Origin of the sequence: Pseudomonas cavernae, from assembly GCF_003595175.1 — a bacterium.
Lineage (GTDB): Bacteria > Pseudomonadota > Gammaproteobacteria > Pseudomonadales > Pseudomonadaceae > Aquipseudomonas > Aquipseudomonas cavernae.
On the sequence record NZ_CP032419.1, the window covers coordinates 2,916,175 to 2,937,132 of the forward strand.

Sequence of the window (20,958 nt, forward strand, 5' to 3'; positions counted from 1 at the left end):
CCAGATAACAGGCGCGCATTCTAGAGCCTGGGGGAAAACTCCGCGAGGGCGGAGAGAATTGCCCGGTAAACGGTTTAGAGGTTCACAGCGTCGACGCGGGGAGTGACAATGGTGGCATTGCGCGTATGTCAGGAGTCCGCCATGTCTCAGCCCCAAACCCTACTTCAGCTTACTGGCCGCAGTTACGCGCCGGCCAGCCTGCAGCATGCCTGCCTGATCATCATCGATGCCCAGGAGGAATACCGCAGCGGCATGCTGCCACTGCCGGGTTTGGATGCGGCAGTCGGCGAGATCACCCGCCTGCTGGCCGCCGCCCGCGCCGCCGGTACGCCAGTCATCCACGTCCGCCACCTCGGCGTGCCAGGTGGCTTTCTCGACCCCCAGGGCCCGCGCGGACGCTTTCTGCCCGAACTGGTGCCGCATCCGGGCGAGCTGATCGTCGAGAAGCGCCTGCCCAATGCCTTCGCCGGCACCGAACTGCATGACCGCCTGCAAGCCCTCGGTCGTCTCGACCTGATCATCTGCGGCTTCATGACCCATTCCAGCATCAGCACCACCGTACGCGCCTGTAAGGACTATGGTTACCGCTGCACCCTGGTCGATACTGCCTGTGCCACCCGCGACCTGCCTTGCGGCGACGGCGTGATTAGCGCCACCGAACTGCATCGCGCGGAAATGGCAGCCCTGGCCGACAACTTCGCCGCGCTGGTACCGCACGCCGCTGCACTGATTTGAGCCGCGCTGGCTGCAGAGCCATAGCGCTTTTCCACCGGGAAGCCGGTCTAACCAGCGCAGCTGGCCGGAACCTCACCGCCTGAGGCCGGTCATACCGCCGATAACCTTTGAGGAAGTCGGAATGAAATTATCCGGTGGGTTCAATGCCCGTCGCTTGCGCCAACGTGGCCCGAGCATCTGGCGTTGGCGCTTTGGCGCGGCACTGGCCGCCCTGTTCGCCACCCTCGGTGTGCTGCTCGCCATGGCCGGGGCCGCCACCCTGCTCGGCCGCCCGCCGGCCCTCGGCTCGCTCAACGCCACGCCCGGCGCCGCCATCACCCTGCTCATCGTCGGCTTACTGCTGCTGTGGATCGGCGTGCTGGCCTGGCGTAAATGCCGGCGGCGCCTGCGCAACAGCAATGACCTAAGCATCGCCCCGCACCTGATGAAGAAGCGCGACTGACGCACGCCCCCCATCAAGGGTTAAACTAGCGGGCCTTCGCGGAGGCCCCATGCAAGACGACGACTTTTCCCTGTTTCATGCCGAACTGCGTGGCGTCAAGCCGATCAAGCACGACCGCGCCGATGTCGGCAAACCCAAGGCCGACCGCAACCGGATCACCACCCTGCGCCAGGCGGCAACTACCCGCGTGGATGCAGTGAAGGTCGACGGCCTGTCCGATCAGTTCGTCATCGACGTCGGCCCCGAGGACGAACTGCACTGGGCCCGCGATGGCGTGCAGGAAGGCCAGATGCGCAAGCTCAAGCTGGGCCAGATCGGCTTCGAGGGCAGCCTCGACCTGCATGGCATGACGGTGGAGAAGGCCCGCGACACCCTCTGGGAGTTCCTCGCCGAGGCCTGCAAGCTGGAGGTGCGCTGCGTGCGGGTCACCCACGGCAAGGCAGTGCGCAAGGACGGCAAGCGGCCAATGCTGAAAAGCCACGTCAACACCTGGCTACGCCAGCACCCCCAGGTGCTCGGCTTCACCTCCTGCCTGGCCAAGCACGGCGGCACCGGCTCGCTCTATGTGATGCTCAAACGCACCATGCTCGACGGCCGTGACGAGTAACCCATCACTAGCACTTAGAGCCTGCCTCGGAGCTGCTGCGCGTCGGCGATGCTGCGCTAAAAACAGCCTCGGAAAGCGGCTTGCCGCTAACGCGCTTCAGCGCGACCCGAAGGGCGAGTGAAACGAGTCATGCTCATTTACAGCTCGTAAACTCCGCTTCCTCGGCTGTTTTTGCCTTGTCTCGCTCTAGCTCGCGATATCCGAGACAGGCTCTATAGGCACTGAAATCGCTCAGAACGGCCGAAAAACCCGGCCATTCTGGCGGCGCCCACCCTTGCCAGCCGAGCTGTCGCGCCCTACCCTGCGCCTTTGTGTAAGAACCCCCACAGGAAGATCCATGTCCCTGGAACAGAACTACACCGCGATTCTCGGCCTGGTCGGCGAGAACGCTTCCCGCGAGGGCCTGCTCGACACGCCCAAGCGCGCCGCCAAAGCCATGCAGTACCTCTGCCGCGGCTATCAGCAGACCCTGGAAGAAGTCACCAACGGGGCGCTGTTCAGCTCCGACAACAGCGAAATGGTGCTGGTGAAGCACATCGAGCTGTACTCGCTGTGCGAGCACCATCTGCTGCCGTTCATCGGCAAGGCCCACGTTGCCTACATCCCCAACGGCAAGGTGCTCGGCCTGTCCAAGGTCGCGCGGATCGTCGACATGTACGCGCGTCGCCTGCAGATCCAGGAAAACCTCAGCCGCCAGATCGCCGAGGCCGTACAGCAGGTCACCGGCGCGCTCGGCGTGGCCGTGGTCATCGAAGCCCAGCATATGTGCATGATGATGCGCGGGGTGGAGAAGCAGAACTCATCGATGGTCACCTCGGTGATGCTCGGTGAGTTCCGCGAAAACGCCGCCACCCGCAGCGAATTCCTCAGCCTGATTCGCTAACGCGGCGCTGCAACGAAAAAACCGGCCTCTGAGCCGGTTTTTTCGTTTCAGTGGTTGCGCCCGTCGTAGCGCGTTATCTCGTAAGCACCGAGATCGACGCCCTCCAGGCACCTCACGTTGATCGCCGTCATCGGCGTGCCGTCCGGTGCGGATGCCTCACTGAACGGCGAGCAGCCGCAAACATCGCAGAAATGATGGGCGATCTTGCGGGTATTGAAGCGATAGGTCGGCAATTCGTCAGCCTTTGGCGACTTCAGTTCGAACTTGTCGCGCCCGACGAACCAGAGCAGGCCGCCCCGCTTGCTGCACAGCGAACAGTTGCAGTCCAGCAGCTTGTCGATGTCGCCGGTGACGCTGAAGGAAATCTTGCCGCAGTGGCAACCGCCTTGATAGCGCATGGTCTTGCCCTCGCAGTGTGCCTGTGGGATCGAACCACAACACTAATCCAGGCCAGGGCGGCTAGCTAATCGCGGGCAGAAAAAACCGGCCAGCGGCCGGTTTTCTGTCCTGCAGGAGCGAATTTATTCGCGAACCTGGAGCTCCGCGCGACCCTCATCGCGAATGAATTCGCTCCTACACAGCATTGCGCCAGCGGCGAGCTTTGGGTCAATGGCTCAGCCGAGCATTGCCACATGCCGCGGATGGCTGGCTACCCGCGTGAGCCAGGCCTGGATAGCCGGATAGGCGCCGAGGTCGAAGCCGCCCTCATGCGCCACGTGGGTATAGGCGTACAGGGCGATGTCGGCGATGGTGTAGCTGTCACCGACCAGATAGGGCGTGCTCTTGAGCTGCTGCTCCATCACCCGCAGGGCCTTGTGGCCGCGCGCATGGCAGACCTCGTACTCGGCACGGCGCGCTTCCGGCAGGCCCTCGTAGAGCTGGATGAAGCGCGCCACCGCGACATAGGGTTCATGGCTGTACTGCTCGAAGAACTGCCACTGCAACACCTGGGTGCGCAGGCGTGGCTCGGTGGGCAGAAACTCGCTGCCGTCGGCGAGGAAATTGAGGATGGCATTCGATTCCCACACGCAACTGCCGTCTTCCAGCTGCAGCACCGGAATCTTGCCGTTGGGGTTCATCGCGAGAAATTTCGCGGTCTGGGTCTCGCCCTTCTGGATATCGACCGGCACCCACTTCGACTCTTTGCCGAGCAGGTGCAGCATCAGCTTGACCTTGTAGCAGTTGCCGGAACGGTAATCGCCGTAGACCTTGTACATCGTAACCTCCTGTTAGGCCGCTGCGCTGGCTTGCGCCTGGCGGATCACGCTGGCCAGGCGTTGCAAACCCTCGCTCAGACGCTCCGGTGCCACGTGACTGAAGTTCAAACGCAGATAGCCGGGGTTCTGCTCCGGATGGGTGAAGAACGGCTCGCCGGGCATGAACGCGACATTCTGCGCCAAGGCCGGCTGCAGCAGTGTACGGGTATCCAGCGGCTGCTTGAGGGTCAGCCAGAAGAACAGCCCGCCCTGCGGGATGTTCCAGTCCGCCAGCTCGCCGAAATGCTCTTCCAGCGCCACCTGCATGGCGTCGCGGCGCAGGCGGTAGAAGTCGCGCAGCTCGGCCAGGTGGTCGCGATACTGCTGGCTGCCCAGCCACTGCAACGCCTGCCACTGGCCGATGCGGTTGGTGTGCAGGTCGGCCGACTGCTTGAGGCGCAGGAAATGCGGGAACAGATCCGGCGTGGCAATCAGGAAGCCCACGCGCAGGCCCGGCAGCAGGGTCTTGGAGACCGTGCCGGTGTAGACCCAGCTGGCCTTCTGCAGGCGGCTGACGATCGGTGCGGCACGGCCTTCGTCGAACACCAGCTCGCGATAGGGCTCGTCCTCGATCAGGGTGACGCCGAACTCGTCGAGCAAGGCCGCCACCGCCTCGCGCTTGGCCTCGCTGTAGCGCACGCCGGACGGGTTCTGGAAAGTCGGGATCAGGTAGGCGAAGGCCGGTTTGTGGTTTTCCAGGCGCTGCTGCAGTGCCGCCAGCTCGGGGCCGTCGGCCTCCTGTGGCACGGTGATGCAGTCGGCGCCGAACAGCTGGAAGGCCTGCAGCGCGGCCAGGTAGGTCGGCGCTTCCAGCAGCACCTCGGTGCCCGGATCGATGAACAGCTTGGAGGCCAGGTCGAGGGTCTGCTGCGAGCCGCTGACGATCAGCACCTGGCTGGCCTCGCAGGCAATGCCCAACGCCCGCGCTTCGGCGGCGATGGCCTCGCGCAACTCCGGTTCTCCCTCGCTCATGCCGTACTGGCCCATGCTGGCCGGCATGTCCGCCCACTCCACCTTCGGCAGCATCGGCTCGGCCGGCAGTCCGCCGGCGAACGACATGACTTCCGGGCGCTGCGCCGCAGCGAGGATTTCACGGATCAGGGAGCTTTTCAGGCGGGCGATGCGTTCAGAGAAGGCCATGGGTCACCGGTAGCGAAGGCAGGGAAAAATAAGTCAAACTGGTTGACCGAAACTACGATGCCGTCGGCAGATACGTCAATATGCTTGACCTGAAAAACTCGACCACTCAGCAGCTCGCCCTGGAAGCGTTTTTCTTCGGCTACCAGGCGTTTACCACCAAGCCGGACGAGATGCTGGCGCGCCGCGGGCTGAGCCGGGTGCACCATCGCATCCTGTTTTTCATCGCCCGCTATCCGGGCCTGAACATGAAACAGCTACTCGCCGCCCTCGGCGTCAGCAAGCAGGCGCTGAACACGCCGCTGCGCCAGTTGATGGAAATGCATCTGGTCGAGAGCGTGACCGCCGCGGACGACAAGCGCAAACGCCTGCTCGGCCTGACCGCCGAGGGCGCCAAGCTGGAAACCGCGCTGCGCCATGAGCAGGCCAAGTTGCTCCAGCGGGTGTTCGCCGAGACCGGCGAAGCCGCGGCCAACGGCTGGCTGGCGGTCAATCAGGCGCTGGGCAAGACTCGTCTGCCGGGTAGCGACGCGGAAGATTGAGGCGGAACACTTCGCCATCCTTAGCAAGATCCGCACAACTGTATCGCCATTTGCGCCCCTCGCTGTACCGCGACGCCGGGCGCCACCGCGCATAGGCTGGGTCCTCGTCACCCGAGAGTCCCGCCATGAGCCCCGAACTGCTGCTCGCCTTCGTCCTCTTCGCCTTCGTCACTTCGGTGACGCCGGGGCCCAACAACATGATGCTGCTCGCCTCCGGGGTGAACTTCGGGGTGCGCCGCAGCCTGCCGCACATGCTTGGCATCAGCCTGGGCTTCATGGTGCTGGTCATCGCCGTCGGCCTCGGCCTGGGCGAGCTGTTCCGCCTCTACCCGCCGCTGTATGCCGCATTGCGCTACATAGGCGCGGCTTATCTGCTCTACCTGGCCTGGAAGATTTCCCATGCGGGTGCACCGCAGGGCAACGACGGCAGCAACGCCAAGCCCTTCACCCTCCTGCAGGCCGCCGCCTTCCAGTGGGTCAATCCCAAGGCCTGGATCATGGCCATTGGCGCCATCACCACCTACACCCCGCAGGAAAATTTCCTGGTCAACGTGGTGCTGATCGCCGCCCTGTTCGCCCTGGTCAACTGCCCGAGCGTCGGCCTGTGGACCGTTGCCGGCAGCTTCCTGCGCCGCTGGTTGGACAACCCGCGCGTGCTGCGTCTGTTCAATGTTGGCATGGCCCTGCTGCTGGTGGCCTCGCTCTACCCTATCCTCACCGATTTCCACTGATCGCACTGACAAGGACGCCCGATGACCGAGGTCACCCAAGCCCCGCTGCGCCCACTTGCCGATACTTCGCCTTCGGCGGTGGTCGCCGGTTTCATCGCCATGCTCACCGGCTACACCAGTTCGCTGGTGCTGATGTTCCAGGCCGGCCAGGCCGCCGGGCTGAGCACTGGGCAGATTTCCTCGTGGATCTGGGCGCTGTCGATCGGCATGGCGATCTGCACCATCGGCCTGTCGCTGCGCTATCGCACCCCGGTCACCGTGGCCTGGTCGACCCCCGGAGCGGCTCTGCTGATCACCAGCCTCGGCGGCGTCAGCTATCCCGAGGCGATCGGCGCCTATATCACTTGCGCGCTGCTGGTCATCGTCTGCGGCCTGACCGGCAGCTTCGAGCGCCTGGTGCGCCGCCTGCCCGCTTCGCTGGCCGCCGCCTTGCTGGCCGGGATCCTGTTCAAGATCGGCAGCGAGATCTTCGTCGCCGCCCAGCATCGCCTCGGCCTGGTGCTGGCCATGCTGTTCGGCTATCTGCTGTTCAAGCGCAGCCAGCCGCGCTACGCGGTGCTCGCCGCCCTGCTGATCGGCACGGCGGTGGCCGGCGCCCAGGGTCTGCTGGACTTCAGCGGCTTCCACCTGCAGGTGGCGACGCCGGTGTGGACCACGCCGAGCTTCTCCCTGGCCGCCACCATCAGCATCGGCATTCCGCTGTTCGTGGTGGCGATGACCTCGCAGAACATGCCCGGCATCGCCGTGCTGCGCGCCGACGGCTATCGGGTGCCGGCCTCGCCGCTGATCAGCGTGACCGGCATCGGTTCGCTGCTGCTGGCGCCGTTCGGCTCCCATGGCATCAACCTGGCGGCGATCAGTGCGGCGATCTGCACCGGCCCGCACGCCCACGAGGACAAGAGCAAGCGCTACACCGCCGCGCTCTGGTGCGGGGTTTCCTACGGCATCGCCGGGATCTTCGGCGCCACCCTGGCGGCGCTGTTCGCCGCCCTGCCCAAGGAGCTGGTGCTGTCGATCGCCGCGCTGGCGCTGTTCGGTTCGATCATCAACGGTCTGACCAACGCCATGAGTGAGCCTAAGGAACGCGAGGCGGCGCTGATCACCTTCATGGTCACCGCCTCGGGGCTGACGCTGTTCTCCATCGGTTCGGCGTTCTGGGGCATAGTCGCCGGCGTGCTGACCCTGCTGATCCTCAACTGGCGGACGGACTGACTCGGCTGCTTGTTGGGTATCGCTGCGCTCAACGCCAACCTACACCATGGATCAACGTAGGTTGGCGCTGGGCTTGCGAAGCCCAACATTCACGCCCAGCAAAAACAATAAAGGCGCCTCTCGGCGCCTTTGCTGCTCAAGCCTCGGCGGCCAACTCCCTGCCGTGCGCGCGATTGACCCACCAGCCGAAGCCGGCGGCGGTGAAGAACATGATCAGGCTGTAGATCGCCGCCGGAATCGCCATGGTCGGGTTGTTCAGCAGCATCGGGCTCAGCGCCAGGGCGATGGCCAGGGTGCCGTTGTGGATGCCGATCTCCATGCCGATCGCCACCGCCTGACGCTGCGACAGGTTGAGCAGGCGCGGCACGCAGTAGCCTACCGCGAGGCTGACTAGGTTGAAGCACAGCGCCGCCGCCCCGACCAGCGGGGCGTACTCGACGAAGGTCGCCCAGTCCTTGACCACCGCCATCAGGATGATGATCGCCAGGAACAGCGCGGAAATGATCTTCACCGGTTTCTGCATGCGCTCGGCGAAGGCCGGGAAGCGGCTGCGTATCCACATGCCGATCGCCACCGGCCCGAGCACCACGGCGAACACCTGCACGACCTTGGCGAACTGCAGCGGAATGGCCTGGTCGCCGCTCATGAAGTGCGCCAGCGACAGGTTGACGATCAGCGGCATGGTGAGGATGGCGATCACCGAATTCACCGCCGTCAGGGTGATGTTCAGCGCCACATCGCCGTGCGCCAGGTGGCTATAGAGGTTGGCCGTGGTGCCGCCCGGCGAGGCCGCCAGTAGCATCAGCCCCACCGCCAGCGCGGCCTCGAGCTGGAAGCCCTTGGCGATGAAGAAGCAGGCCAGCGGCAGCAGTAGAAGCTGGCAGCCGAGGCCGATCAGTACCGGTTTGGGGAATTTGACCACGCGGGCGAAGTCCGCCAGGGTCAGCGACAACCCCAGGCCGAGCATGATGATGCCCAGCGCGAGGGGGAGAAATACGGTATTCAGCAGGCTTGCGGTCATTGTTATTGTTCTCTTCTTCTATGAATAGGCCTGCCTGGATTCTGCGCAAGCGCTCAAGCTTGCGGTAGTGGCCTGGCGCGCCAGAATCCGGCTACGCTTGTAACAGAATGCAAAAAGGCGCCGGGTGGCGCCTTTTCTTGCACCTCAGATCGCCGTCGACCCTCCATCCACTGCCAGGGCCTGGCCGGTGGTGAAACTCGCACCGTCGCAGCACAAATAGAGCACCGCCGCGGCGATTTCCTCGACCTTGCCGACCCGCCCGACCGGGTGCATGGCGGCGGCGAACTCGGCTTTCTTCGGATCGGCCTGGTAGGCGCGGCGGAACATGTCGGTGTCGATCACCGCCGGGCATACGGCGTTGACGCGGATTTTCTTCTTCGCGTATTCGATCGCCGCCGACTTGGTCAGGCCGATCACCGCATGCTTGGAGGCCGCGTAGATGCTCATCTTCGGCGCCGCGCCGAGGCCGGCCACCGACGCGGTGTTGACGATCGCGCCACCGCCCTGGGCCAGCAGCAGCGGGATCTGGTGCTTCATGCACAGCCACACGCCCTTGACGTTGACGCCCATGATGGCGTCGAACTCGGCTTCGCTGCCCTCGGTCAGCTTGCCCTTCTCAATCTCGATCCCGGCGTTGTTGAAGGCGTAGTCCAGACGACCGTAGGCGGCGATCACCCGCTCCATCAGCGCCTTGACCTCGGCCTCCTTGGTGACGTCGCAGCGGATGAAGGTCGCCTCGCCGCCGCCGGCGCGAATCTGCTCAACCGTGGCTTCGCCGCCCGCGGCATCGAAGTCGGCCACCGCCACCTTAAGCCCTTCGGCGGCGAAAGCCAGCGCGGTGGCGCGGCCGATACCGGCAGCTGCGCCGGTGACCAGGGCTACCTGGCCGGAAAAGGTCATGCTCATGGGTAAATCCTCTGCGCGAGTGGGAAAGCGACGCTCAGTCTAGTCAGCGAGCCGCTCGGTCTGGCAGCACTATCAAGGGTCGCGCTAAGGCCTTATCCAGCAAATTGATTAAGCCACTCGGGGCTTAATCAGCAGAATGGATAGTTCACCATTCCGCTGCCTGGCGAAAACTTGCCGGATCGAGCGCCGGGGACTATCAACAAGGCTTCAATGACCAATGAGTGTCCCGCCATGCCTGCTCAACTCAACCGCCAGTTCCTGCTCGCCCAACGCCCGGTCGGCCTGCCCGGCCGTGACACCTTCAGCTATGTGGAAAGCGCGATGGCTGAGGCTGGCCCTGGCCAGATCCTGGTGAAGAACGAATACCTGTCGCTCGACCCGGCCATGCGCGGCTGGATGAACGACGCCAAGTCCTACATCCCGCCGGTCGGTCTCGGCGAGGTGATGCGCGCGCTCGGTGTCGGCAAGGTGATCGCCTCGCAGAACCCGAACTTCGCCGTCGGCGACTACGTCAACGGCGCGCTCGGCGTGCAGGACTACTTCCTCGGCGAACCGAAGGGCTTCTACAAGGTCGACCCCAGCCGCGCGCCGCTGCCGCTGTACCTGTCGGCGCTGGGCATGACCGGGATGACCGCCTACTTCGCCCTGCTGGACGTCGGCGCACCTAAGGCCGGCGATACCGTGGTGATTTCCGGCGCCGCCGGCGCGGTCGGCAGCATCGCCGGGCAGATCGCCAAGATCAAAGGCTGCCGCGTGATCGGCATCGCCGGTGGCAAGGAGAAATGCCAGTTCCTCATCGACGAACTCGGCTTCGACGGCGCCATCGACTACAAGAGCGAGGACCTACACGCCGGCCTCAAGCGCGAATGCCCGAAAGGTGTGGATGTGTATTTCGACAACGTCGGCGGCGACATCCTCGACGCCGTGCTGACCCGTCTGGCGCCCAAGGCGCGGGTGGTGATCTGCGGCGCGATCAGCCAGTACAACAACAAGGAAGCGGTCAAAGGCCCGGCCAACTACCTGTCGCTGCTGGTCAACCGCGCACGCATGGAGGGCTTCGTGGTGATGGACTACGCCGCGCAGTTCGCCGATGCGGCCAAGGAAATGGGTGGCTGGATGGCCCAGGGCAAGCTGAAGAGCAAGGAAGACATAGTCGAAGGCCTGCAAACCTTCCCGGAAACCCTGCTCAAGCTGTTCAGTGGCGAGAACTTCGGCAAGCTGGTGCTGAAGGTTTAAGCATCCAGACCGACACGGATGCCCGCTTCGTAGCCCGGATGAAATCCGGGCTACGAACTGCTTTGTAGGATGGGTTGAGCCTGCGATACCCATCGAACCGCCATGATGGGTATCGCTGCGCTCAACCCATCCTACGGACTCGGTCCCCGCCTTCGCGGGGATGACGGTGGGGGCAGAACGCTTCCCTTAACCTCGTCATTCCCGCGAACGTGGGACCGCGGCTTTATCGCGGAACAGCGCTTGCGCTGGCCCGAAGGGGAATAATCCAGAGAGCCAGCAGAACTGCGGGTTGCACACGCCCTACAGAAAAAGTTTCGGCCCCTGAACGGGGCCGAATTTTTACGCCAGCTCGGCGACCACCGCCGCCAAGGCCTGAGCCGGGTCGGCGGCCTGGGCGATCGGCCGCCCGATCACCAGGTAATCCGAGCCGGCTTCCAGCGCCTCGCGCGGAGTGAGGATGCGGCGCTGGTCGTCCTGGGCGCTACCGGCCGGGCGGATGCCCGGGGTCACCAGTTGCAGAGCCGGATGCGCGGCCTTGAGCGCCACGGCTTCCTGGGCCGAGCAGACCAGGCCGTCCATGCCGGCTTTCTCGGCCAGCGCGGCGAGGCGCAGCACCTGTGCTTGCGGCTCCATATCCAGACCGATGCCGGCCAGGTCCTCGCGCTCCATGCTGGTCAGCACGGTCACGCCGATCAGCAGCGGTTTCGGCCCACTCAGCTTGTCCAGGGTTTCGCGGCAGGCCGCCATCATGCGCAGGCCGCCGGAGCAGTGCACATTGACCATCCACACGCCCAGCTCGGCGGCGGCCTTGACCGCCATCGCCGTGGTGTTGGGGATGTCGTGGAATTTCAGGTCGAGAAACACCTCGAAGCCCTGCCCCTGCAAGGCCTCGACTATGCCCGGGCCGCAACGGGTGAACAGTTCCTTGCCGACCTTGACCCGGCACAGCTTGGGGTCGAGCCGGGCGGCCAGCTGCAACGCGGCTTCGCGGGAGGGGAAATCCAGGGCGACGATGATGGGAGTCTGGCAGACGGACATGGCTGGGCTCTCGGCAAGGCGGAATCGGCGCGCATTGTAGCGGAACCCACCTCCAGCTGTTGACCCGATGATCAACCGCGCGGCACGACCGAAAAGAAAAAACGGTGTGCGACGCGACTCGTCGCACACCGTTCCAGGACGCTCACAGCCTCCGCTGTGACCGCGCGCTTCAGACCAACTGGAAGTCCGCGACAGTCACATTGGCGGCGCTCACCCCCACCAGGCGAATGCTGTCTCCGCCGATGGTGATCAGCGTATCGGCCACATCGGCGGCGATGCTCACGTTGCTGGCGAAGGTCACGGCAGTGAAGCCATAGCTGGCGACATTGAGCAGGTCCTGACCACCGCCGGCGACGGCATCGAAGCCGATGATCATGTCCTGGCCGAAGCCGGCACCGAACACGAAGATGTCGTTGCCGCTGTCGGCCAGCATGATGTCGTTGCCGGCACCGCCGGTGACGCTATCGTTGCCGGCGCCGCCATCGAGCATGTCGTCGCCGTCGCCGCCATCGAGCGCATCATTGTTGGCCCCGCCGGCGAGTTCATCGTTGCCGGCCCCGCCCACCAACAGGTCATCGCCGGTGCCGCCATCCAGGGCATCATCGCCGGTTCCACCGAGCAGAGTATCCACGCCCGTACCGCCATTCAGGCTGTCATTGCCCGCGCCGCCGTCCAGGCTGTCGTTGCCGGTGCCGCCGTTCAGGCTGTCGTCACCTGCCCCTCCGAGCATGTTGTTGGCCAGCGTGTTGCCGACGGCGACGGTGGCGCCGCCGAGCTGCACGAAGTTTTCCAGGTTGGCGGCCAGGGTGTAGCTGGCGCTGGTCGAATACACGGTATCGCTGCCGGCACCGGCCGCTTCGACCAGCACATCGGTGGCGACGTCGATGTAGTAGCTGTCATCGCCGGCGCCGCCGACCAGGCGGTCGTTGCCCAAGCCACCGTCGAGCACATCGTTGCCGGCCCCGCCGGTGAGGGTGTTGGCCAGGGCATTGCCGATGCCGGTGAAATTGCCGCTGCCGACATAGGTCAGATTCTCGACGTCAGCCGTCAAAGCGTAGAGGCCCAAGGTGGTCTGCACCGTGTCGGTCCCCTCACCCACCGCTTCGCTGACCAGATCGCCGGCATCGTCCACCACATAGCTGTCGTTACCGGCGCCACCGGTCAAGGTGTCGGCTCCGGTGCCGCCATTGAGGGTGTCGTTACCCGCGCCGCCGAGCAGGGTATCGGCACCGTCACCGCCGAGCAGCGTGTCGTTGCCGATGCCGCCGTCGAGCAGGTCGTCGCCGGCCAGGCCGTTGAGCACGTCATTGCCGCCATTGCCGAAGGCGATGTCGTCACCGGCAGTCAGCACCGGGCCGTTGGCCGCCGCGGTGCCGTTGTACAGATCACCCACCACCGCCGTTGGCGTCGAAACCAGGGTTTCCTCGTAGCCGCCATCGTCGGTGTAGCTGAGCACCACCCGCAACTGCTGGCCAACCTGCGCCTGGGTCGGGATGAACAGGTTGTCGTTGGCACCGGCGATGTCGACCCACACCCCGGCGGCCAACACCTGCCACTGGTAGTTGAAGGTCGAGAAGAAAGTGCCGTTCGCATCGAGGAAGTTCGGCGAAACGAACAGCGGCTGGCCTTCGGTCGGCCTCAGGTCATCGATGTCCACCGTGCCTTCCGGCGCCCGGTTGATCAGCCACATGAACTGATCGGCGAACTGCAGCATCTCGATATTCAGCAGCCGATCCGTACCATCGGAGAACACCGCGCCCTCGCCCACGGCATTGGTCGGGTCGACCGTCACATGCTGCACCGTCCAGCTGCCGTCGGCGTTCTCGAACACGCTGTAGTTGGCGCGCGCATCCCAATACAGCGCGGTATCGATATCGCTTTCCTGGTTGCCGTTGAGCACCTCGCGCACGATCTTCAGCTGCCCGGGGTTGATCTGCCGGTTCATCATCTGCGCCTGCAACTCGGTCATGTTCTCCGCCGCGTGCTCGACACCCAGGGCATCGGTCCAGCTGATGCGCACGTTGAGCCAGGAATCGCCGTCGATGATGTCGTCGCCGCCACGGCCCATGATGGTGTCGCTGCCGCCGCCGCCGAGAATGATGTTGCCGGCGTTGTAGACCACGGCATTCGGGTCGGCCTGGGCCTCGCCACCGACTATGGCCTGCAGCCCGCTGATGCGGTCGACCCCCGCCTGGGTCAGCTCGTGGTTGAGCAGGGTCAGCAGCTCGGCCTCCAGTTCCGGATCGTTGCTGCGGTTGTCGCCGAGCAGCACGTCATCGAACTTCCAACCGGACAGGCCCTCGACCTGATCGAAGCGGTCGCGCAGGATGTCCGCCTGCTCGGTGGTGAAGATCGGAATGTTCAGGTCGGTATTGGCCGCCAGCGGGTCGTTCTTGTGGATCGCCCAGTCGAAGCCGAACATGCCTTCGTTGCGCTGGATGCCCAGGCCCTGGACCATGATGTCGTCGCCGGACTCGCCGTCGTAGTCGGTGTCGTTGCCGTTGCCGTCGAGCACGTCGTGGCCGATGATCGGGCTGTTGAAGAACAGCTCGGAGTTGTCGCCGGCCAGGGTATCGAAGCCCTCGCCGCCCTCCATCCAGTCATCGCCCTCGTTGCCGAGCAGGAAGTCGACACCGCCGCCGCCGCGAATGAAGTCGTCGCCGCGGCCGCCGAACACCTCCTTGCCATCCGGCCCGGCGAGCACGAAGTCGCTGCCGTCGCCGGCGAAGATCAGGGTCAGGCCATTGCCGGCATGGATCACGTCGTTGCCGCCGTCGCCATGGATCAGAGCCGTGGCGCCGATATCGGTGCCGGCGTCGGTGATCAGGTCGTCGCCCTCGCCGCCATGGATGATGTCGACGCCGAAGCCGCCTTCCAGCGTGTCGTTGCCGCCATCGCCCCACAGGGTGTCGTCGCCGTCGCCGCCGATCAGCGTGTCGTTCTCCGCCGAACCGCCGAGCACGGTGTGCTCGCCACCGCGGAACTGCAGCAGGTCGGTGTCGCCGTCACCGTCGAGGTCCTGGCGCACCACCTTGGAACTCAGCGCCTGACGGATCGGGTCATCCCAGGTCGGATCGGCGCCGATCTGCCGCTGGGTTTCGATCTCGAGAATATGATCGACGTTGGCGAACAACAGCCCAGGCAGGTGCGAGGAGTTCGGGTCGCCGAGGTCGGTGTTGCGCATCACCAGATTGGAGAAGGAGTTGGCCTCCAGTTCGTTGAGCAGGTTGGTGCCCTGCACGCGGCTCAGGTAATAGAAGCGGTCGCCGTTCTGCAGGTTCTCGATCTGCATCTCGAAGACGAAGTTGAAGGTCGAGCCGAGCATGCCGCCGAACGGCATCTTCTGCTCGGCCAGACCGCCGATCCAGAAGTCGATGCTGTTCAAGCCACTGTTGGCCGCGCTCCAGGTACCAGTGCTGTTGAGGAAGGCCTCACGGTCGGCCGGCGCGCCGGCGCCGCCCATCACCAGCAGGGTGGCGGCGGCACGTTTCGCTTCCAGGGTGTCGGCGTCAAGGATGCTCTGGTGCTTGCCATAGGCGGCGATGAAGTTGATCACCGAGGCCGGGTTCTTGATGTTCATGGCGAAGTCGACCCAGCTCGCATAGGGCTTGAGCTGGCTGTCGCCGGTCAACTCGAAGAACTGCTCACGCGCCGCATTCAGCGACGGCACCCCGGTATCCCGGGCCCGCGCGATGTTGATCGCCGCCAGGTCGAGCGGCAGCCCGACGAGGTTATTGCGCAGCGCCTCGGTGACGAATTCGTCGATCTCGTTGCCGACCTGCCGCGTCATGCCACGGATGATCGCCCCGGCCGCCTCCTCGGCAGTCACCCCGCTGGCGGCGAATTCCAGGGGGTTGAGGAAGGCCTCGATCAGGCCGATCTGGTTGTTGGCGCCTATGGTCCCCGTCTCGAGGTCCATGCCGATGCGGTCCACGGTTTCGCGCAGCATCGAGTGACCGAAGCGGTACACCACGTGGGCGAACTCGGCAAAGATCGCCGGGTCGATGTCGGCGGTGTTGGAGAACACGAAGGGGTCGATGTTCGGCTGCACGGTGCGGGCGAACTCCTCGAACACCATGTGCTGGTACTGCATTTCGTTGACGAAGCGCGCGGCCTGGAACAGCCGTTCGCCATCCCACACCAGCGCGGCGATATCGAGCGGATCGGTAGGCACTGCGCCGACATCCACCAGCAGCCATTCGTTGAGGAAGGCCAGGTCGCCGGAGTCGAGGATGGTCTGCTTGTTGGCGTCGACCAGGCGGTTGTGCTCGGAGTGGAACACATGGTGCACGGCGGTCAGGCCGATGTTCTCGTTGCCGCGCCCGTCGCCGGTGATGTAGTGGGAGTCGAGCAGCTCATTGTCGTACTCCAGGTTATTGCCGCGGTTGTCCACCAGCACAGCATTGCCGGCCAGCGTGTCGCCATCGGCCGCCAACGAACCGTCGGCATTGAACACCGGTTTGGCGGTGTGGGCGATATCATCGAGGAAGGCGTGGCCGGTGCGGATCGCCAACTGGGTGCTGATCGGCGCGTCCGGATTACCTTCGACCACGGCGATGCCATTCGGGTGATCGGCATCGACCGGCACCCGTACATACAACTGTGGGTAGCCGTTGTCGCCACGGATGAACTCGCCATAGGGGTCGACCAACAGCATCGGCACATTGGTGACGTCGTAGTCGGCCAGGTCGATGCCCAACACATCGCGGGCCTGCGCCTTGATGTCAGCCCAGGTGGCCAGGCCGCCATTCTGGCCGTCGAGCATGTGACCGGTGGCCATGGGCTTGCCGTCGACCAGCACGTATTCGCGCAGGAAGGTCTGATGCGAGCCGTTGGAGGTGTAGGTCTGGTTCTGGTCGATGAACGGCGTGGTCTGGTTGACATGCTCGTGCACGTCGTCGGGGGTGCCCAGCTGGCCATCCGGCCCCGCCTGGTTGGTGGCGCGGGTCAGCACCATGAAGTTGGTCGGGCTGCCGGGGACGTACAGCGGGTCGTCCGGCAGCAGCGGGATGAGCACGGTGCCGCTGCCGCCCTTGTTGACCAGGTCCAGGCCGTGGTCGAAGAACTGGCCGAACAGGGTCATCCACGAGTTGAACGGCGCGGTCAGGCCCTCATCGGCCGAGACGTTGGGGATCACCACGCTGTCGTTTTCCACGCTGAGACCGGCATTGCTCAGCAGGGTATCGAGTTGCGTTTGCGCAGCATCGGCGGCAGCCGCAGCGTCCTCGCTGGCGGCAACCAGTTCAGCGTGCCCAGTCTGAGCAGTGGCAAGCACGGCGGCGGCGGCATCGGCCACATCGGCGGCGGCAGTTGCGGTTGCGCGGGCCTCTTCAGCCGGTAGTTTGAGCGCGTCCGCCTCGGCCTTGGCGCTGTTGAAGGTGGTAACCGCCGCAGTAAGTTGGGCCAGCGCGGCGGCCCACGCCGCGGTATCGGCCGGATCGGTCGCCACCAGTGTCGAACTGGCCGCCACGACCGCGCCATTGGCCGTGGCAACCTCGCCCAGCGCCACACCATAGTTCAGCTCGGCCTGATCGGCGAGCGTGTCGGCATCGGTCGCCGCCAGAGCCTTGGCAGCGTAATCGGCCTGCAGCGTTGCGAGGCTCGTCCCGCTGTTAGTCACAGCCTCGGCGGCCTGCTGCGCAGCGGCCGCGGCAGCATCGGCCGATTTGTTGGCCTCATAGGCTGCGATGATCTGACTGGCCATCTCGGTCGAATTGCTGACCCCGGCGGCTTCAAGCGCGGCAATGATCGCAGCCGGGTTGTTCAGCGACTGGTCGACAATCAGGTTGCTGATGGTGCGTGGCTGCGAGTCGAAGACGAAGCCGTTAGTCTGCAAATAGCTGCTGAGCGGAGTCGCTGGCGCCGGCCCCGGACCATCCGGGTCGAAGCCTTCGGCGGTGTTGAACGCAGGATCGAGCAGACGTCGCATCAGCTGATCGGCCGAGCCATACAGCTCCTGCCCCGGCACCAGACTGTTGAGCGTCCCATCGACCGTACGCAAACCCTCCGGTAGTAGCGGGCTCTCCACCATGGTGCGCAGAAACGCCGATTGCTCAGCCAATGTGGCGTTCGGATTGGCCGCCAGAAAGGCCGCATGGGCCTCGGCAATCTCGATTTGTTTGAGGATGTACTGCAGATCCGCTTTGTTGACTGTTAAGGTAGCCATTGTCGTTTTCCTCGTTGCAAAGCGCGGTGAGAAAACCACATGCAGCCGAACCCGCTGCAACAACGTGGCTAATGCGTTGCCGCTAATCGAATGATGTTTTTTCGGATAAAGGGGCTACCGCACGCCAGGCGCTAGCTGGAGCGTTTTCACTTCAGATAGAAGTGGCAGGGAATGCAGCCCCTTCGATACCAGCAGCAGGTCGCACGACCTGAACTGCCGTCAGGCTGCTGGGGGGCCATGCAGTTGGACCGATGACGGGCCCCCGAGGTCGGGAGCGGTAGTGACGCTGTCCATGAGCTTTCTCCTGGCGGCCACGCTGGGAAAGAACCGTTCTTCCGGTCCAGGCCTGGTCAGCCGTTACACGCCTCCACTAAAGGCGCGCGCCATCACACTGTCAAGCAAACGACGATTTATCAAAAAAACCAAATTACAAACGCAACTTACTGATATCTATCATTTTTACAAAAAATCTAAGACCAAAGTCCGATATCTAGAATGCACTTCTCACGCCTGTTTCAAAATATTTCAAGACGGAAAAAGTGTGCGAGTTGAGCTGGCTTAATGATTCCGGACACCCTTGAAGGCCGGCAATCTACCGTCCAACAGCGAGGTGTTACCGCCCCCTGAAAATGAGCAGAAAAGCGGCTTTGCGAATTACGAGGCGAGCATGACGATGGGGCTTATGGAGCGGTTACCCTCGGCCGTGGGAGTCGCTGCGGCTTAGTGGGTTCAGCTTTCGGCAGCCCTGCCGCAGATACTGCGACAGAGACACTGACCGGAAGGGCAAACAGAGGGGAGGAAAAATGCGTTCTACGCAGGGGGAGACTTCTTGTCATTTATGCTCTTAGAGCAACACTTCCTAAAACCGCAGAATCTAACTTAGCCGCCCCTCCTCTTTGCCAAACTTGCCAAGGATCAGGGTTCGATCCGGCGCTGCTGATGTATCCAGTCGACGATCTCCCCTTCCGGGGTATAGCCGTTGACCGTCTCGCGCAGCAACTGACGCACTTTAGCGTAGTCGTCCTGCTCAACGGCCTCGAGCAATGCCGCCAACACTGCCTTGAGAGCCTCCCAGGCTAGATGCTCCTCATTGGCCCGCATGATCATCGGGTGATCAGTTGGGCTGACGTTATCGCCGATCAGCAATTCCTCATACAGCTTCTCGCCAGGACGCAAGCCGCTGAACTCGATGGCGATATCCCCGTGAGGATTCTTCTCCGAACGCACACTGAGGCCGGAAAGATGGATCATCTTTTCCGCCAGCTCGAGAATCTTCACTGGCTGGGCCATATCCAACACGAACACATCGCCGCCCTGCCCCATCGAGCCGGCTTGAATCACCAACTGAGCAGCCTCGGGAATGGTCATGAAGTAACGGGTGATATTCGGATGCGTGACCGTCACCGGCCCGCCGCGACGAATTTGTGCATAGAACCGTGGGATCACTGACCCCGAGGAGCCCAGCACATTCCCGAAACGCACCATGGTGAAACGGGTCTTGTTGACCTGATGGACGGCATCCTTGTCTGCAAACAAAACCGGACCCGATTCCCGGCTCAATGCCTGCAAAACCATTTCAGCCAGGCGCTTGGTGCTGCCCATCACGTTGGTCGGCCGCACCGCTTTGTCGGTGGAAATCAGCACGAAATGCTTAACGCCTGCCCTCACCGCAGCCTGAGCGGTGTACAGCGACCCCATGACGTTGTTCAGCATCCCCTCGGCAATGTTGTGCTCCACCATCGGTACATGCTTGTAGGCGGCCGCATGGTAGACAGTGTCCACCTGCCAGGTCCGCATAATGTCCAGCAGCCGCTCTGGATTGCGGATCGAGCCCAGGATTGGCACCAGCCGTAGCGGCAAGGACTCACGCTCGATCCTTTGCTCAAGCTCGGTATGGATGCTGTACAGATTGAACTCGCTGTGCTCGAACAGCAGCAGCGTTGTCGGTTCACTCGCCATGATCTGGCGGCACAACTCAGAACCGATCGAGCCTCCAGCGCCAGTCACCATAATGGTCTGACCACGAATGCAACGCTCGAACAACTCCTGTTGCGGCGGAACCGCATCACGCCCGAGCAAGTCGGTGATATCCACTTCCTGGATGTCATCGACCTTCACCCGCCCGCTGGCCAGATCCATAAAGCCCGGAACACTGCGTACATGCAGCGGGAACTGTTCAAGGTGCTCTAACACCTCGCGCCGGCGCCCGCGAGAAGCCGAGGGAATTGCCAGCAATATCTCCTGCGCCCCCGTTTCCTCGATCATCTGCTTGATATGCTTGGGCTTGAACACCCGCAGTCCGGCAATTACCCGATCGGCAATGCCGCTGTCATCATCTATGAACGCCACCGGGCGCATCGCGCGCCCCAAGCGCAAGGCCCCCACCAACTGGTTACCAGCAGCCCCAGCACCATAGATCGCCACTTTAGGCAAACCGTCATCACGGTTCATAAAGGGCATCGGCTGGCTGACTGAAAACCAATCGCCCATAAAATACTGGCGCATTCCCAGGCGTAACCCACCGAGCATCACCAAACTCAACCACCAGTAGTTGAACACCAGTGAGCGCGGCACAGCTACTGGTGCATCGCGGTACCAATACACCGCCAGGGCGAGGAACAATGCAGACAGGGTGACGGCCTTGGCGATAGCGAGTAGCGCATCGTTACCGAAGTAGCGCATCACCGCCCGGTACATACCGAACCTCACGAACAGCGGGATAGCGATCAGTGGCGCGGCCACAAACAGCCAGAGGTGCCCTCCCCATGGATGAATCAGGTTGTCGGTGCCCAGGCGCACGACAAACGCCAACCACAAAGCGGCCCACACAAGCGCCACATCCGTGGTCAGCTGCAACAAGCGCTTGGAACCACGCGGCAGCCGCAACAACCCTTCGCGCAACTTATCAACAGTCCTTAACACAAGAGCGTCCTCGAAATCTTTAACAACCCAATAAGCGGATCTGCCGCAACGCAGTTAATCTTCAGCGCCAAACGCCCACCCAACCACGCATGGAATCACTGGGTAACCGGCGTTCCCTGCAGGG

Annotated in this window: 16 protein-coding genes; 8 read left to right on the top strand and 8 right to left on the bottom strand. The window is 63.6% G+C overall.

Annotation, left to right across the window (positions count from 1 at the left end):
- Positions 1 to 141: 141 nt before the first annotated feature.
- The 4 genes from D3880_RS13330 (at position 142) to folE (ending at position 2,667) form a co-directional block, all read left to right on the top strand.
- The gene (locus D3880_RS13330; RefSeq protein ID WP_119893929.1) at positions 142 to 735 is read left to right on the top strand and encodes a cysteine hydrolase family protein; all 594 of its coding nucleotides are present in this window, start codon (positions 142 to 144) and stop codon (positions 733 to 735) included.
- Between the two features lie 121 nt (positions 736 to 856).
- Positions 857 to 1,177, top strand: coding sequence for a hypothetical protein (locus D3880_RS13335; protein ID WP_119893930.1), 321 nt, complete (start codon positions 857 to 859; stop codon positions 1,175 to 1,177).
- Between the two features lie 49 nt (positions 1,178 to 1,226).
- Positions 1,227 to 1,784, top strand: coding sequence for a Smr/MutS family protein (locus tag D3880_RS13340; RefSeq protein WP_119893931.1), 558 nt, complete (start codon positions 1,227 to 1,229; stop codon positions 1,782 to 1,784).
- A gap of 337 nt (positions 1,785 to 2,121) precedes the next feature.
- Entirely contained in the window at positions 2,122 to 2,667 is a 546-nt protein-coding gene (gene folE / locus D3880_RS13345) for a GTP cyclohydrolase I FolE (protein WP_119893932.1), read from the top strand.
- 47 nt (positions 2,668 to 2,714) lie between these two features.
- Here folE and D3880_RS13350 read toward each other — a convergent pair whose 3' ends face one another.
- From D3880_RS13350 to D3880_RS13360, 3 genes are all read right to left on the bottom strand, one after another.
- Positions 2,715 to 3,065, bottom strand: coding sequence for a GFA family protein (locus tag D3880_RS13350; protein ID WP_119893933.1), 351 nt, complete (start codon positions 3,063 to 3,065; stop codon positions 2,715 to 2,717).
- Positions 3,066 to 3,281: 216 nt separating this feature from the next.
- Positions 3,282 to 3,884 (bottom strand): glutathione S-transferase family protein, encoded by a 603-nt coding sequence (locus D3880_RS13355; RefSeq protein ID WP_119893934.1) that lies wholly within the window; start codon positions 3,882 to 3,884, stop codon positions 3,282 to 3,284.
- Positions 3,885 to 3,896: 12 nt separating this feature from the next.
- A complete protein-coding gene (locus D3880_RS13360) occupies positions 3,897 to 5,063 on the bottom strand; it encodes an aminotransferase-like domain-containing protein (protein ID WP_119893935.1) in 1,167 nt (388 codons plus the stop codon).
- An 80-nt stretch (positions 5,064 to 5,143) separates the two neighbouring features.
- On the opposite strand from D3880_RS13360, the gene D3880_RS13365 reads away from it, so the two are divergent.
- The 3 genes from D3880_RS13365 to D3880_RS13375 all read left to right on the top strand — a co-directional run bounded on the left by D3880_RS13365 (position 5,144) and on the right by D3880_RS13375 (position 7,545).
- Entirely contained in the window at positions 5,144 to 5,602 is a 459-nt protein-coding gene (locus tag D3880_RS13365; protein WP_119893936.1) for a MarR family winged helix-turn-helix transcriptional regulator, read from the top strand.
- Positions 5,603 to 5,727: 125 nt separating this feature from the next.
- Positions 5,728 to 6,333, top strand: a complete 606-nt coding sequence (locus tag D3880_RS13370) for a LysE family translocator (RefSeq protein ID WP_119893937.1) — start codon at positions 5,728 to 5,730, stop codon at positions 6,331 to 6,333.
- 21 nt (positions 6,334 to 6,354) lie between these two features.
- Positions 6,355 to 7,545, top strand: coding sequence for a benzoate/H(+) symporter BenE family transporter (locus tag D3880_RS13375; RefSeq protein WP_119893938.1), 1,191 nt, complete (start codon positions 6,355 to 6,357; stop codon positions 7,543 to 7,545).
- Between the two features lie 136 nt (positions 7,546 to 7,681).
- On the opposite strand, the gene D3880_RS13380 is transcribed toward D3880_RS13375, so the two are convergent.
- Together D3880_RS13380 and D3880_RS13385 are read right to left on the bottom strand one after the other, a co-directional pair.
- The gene (locus D3880_RS13380) at positions 7,682 to 8,566 is read right to left on the bottom strand and encodes a bile acid:sodium symporter family protein (protein WP_119893939.1); all 885 of its coding nucleotides are present in this window, start codon (positions 8,564 to 8,566) and stop codon (positions 7,682 to 7,684) included.
- Positions 8,567 to 8,710: 144 nt separating this feature from the next.
- On the bottom strand, positions 8,711 to 9,472 hold the full coding sequence (locus D3880_RS13385; RefSeq protein ID WP_119893940.1) for an SDR family oxidoreductase: 762 nt from the start codon (positions 9,470 to 9,472) through the stop codon (positions 8,711 to 8,713).
- Between the two features lie 231 nt (positions 9,473 to 9,703).
- Here D3880_RS13385 and D3880_RS13390 point away from each other — a divergent pair, with 231 nt between their 5' ends.
- Positions 9,704 to 10,708, top strand: a complete 1,005-nt coding sequence (locus tag D3880_RS13390; RefSeq protein ID WP_119893941.1) for an NADP-dependent oxidoreductase — start codon at positions 9,704 to 9,706, stop codon at positions 10,706 to 10,708.
- A gap of 339 nt (positions 10,709 to 11,047) precedes the next feature.
- On the opposite strand, the gene pyrF is transcribed toward D3880_RS13390, so the two are convergent.
- The 3 genes from pyrF to D3880_RS13405 all read right to left on the bottom strand — a co-directional run bounded on the left by pyrF (position 11,048) and on the right by D3880_RS13405 (position 20,834).
- Positions 11,048 to 11,746: an orotidine-5'-phosphate decarboxylase gene (gene pyrF / locus D3880_RS13395; protein ID WP_119893942.1), complete on the bottom strand. Its 699-nt coding sequence runs from the start codon at positions 11,744 to 11,746 to the stop codon at positions 11,048 to 11,050.
- A gap of 169 nt (positions 11,747 to 11,915) precedes the next feature.
- Positions 11,916 to 17,912, bottom strand: a complete 5,997-nt coding sequence (locus D3880_RS13400) for a peroxidase family protein (RefSeq protein ID WP_119893943.1) — start codon at positions 17,910 to 17,912, stop codon at positions 11,916 to 11,918.
- 915 nt (positions 17,913 to 18,827) lie between these two features.
- Positions 18,828 to 20,834, bottom strand: coding sequence for a polysaccharide biosynthesis protein (locus tag D3880_RS13405; RefSeq protein WP_119893944.1), 2,007 nt, complete (start codon positions 20,832 to 20,834; stop codon positions 18,828 to 18,830).
- Between the last annotated feature and the right edge of the window lie 124 nt (positions 20,835 to 20,958).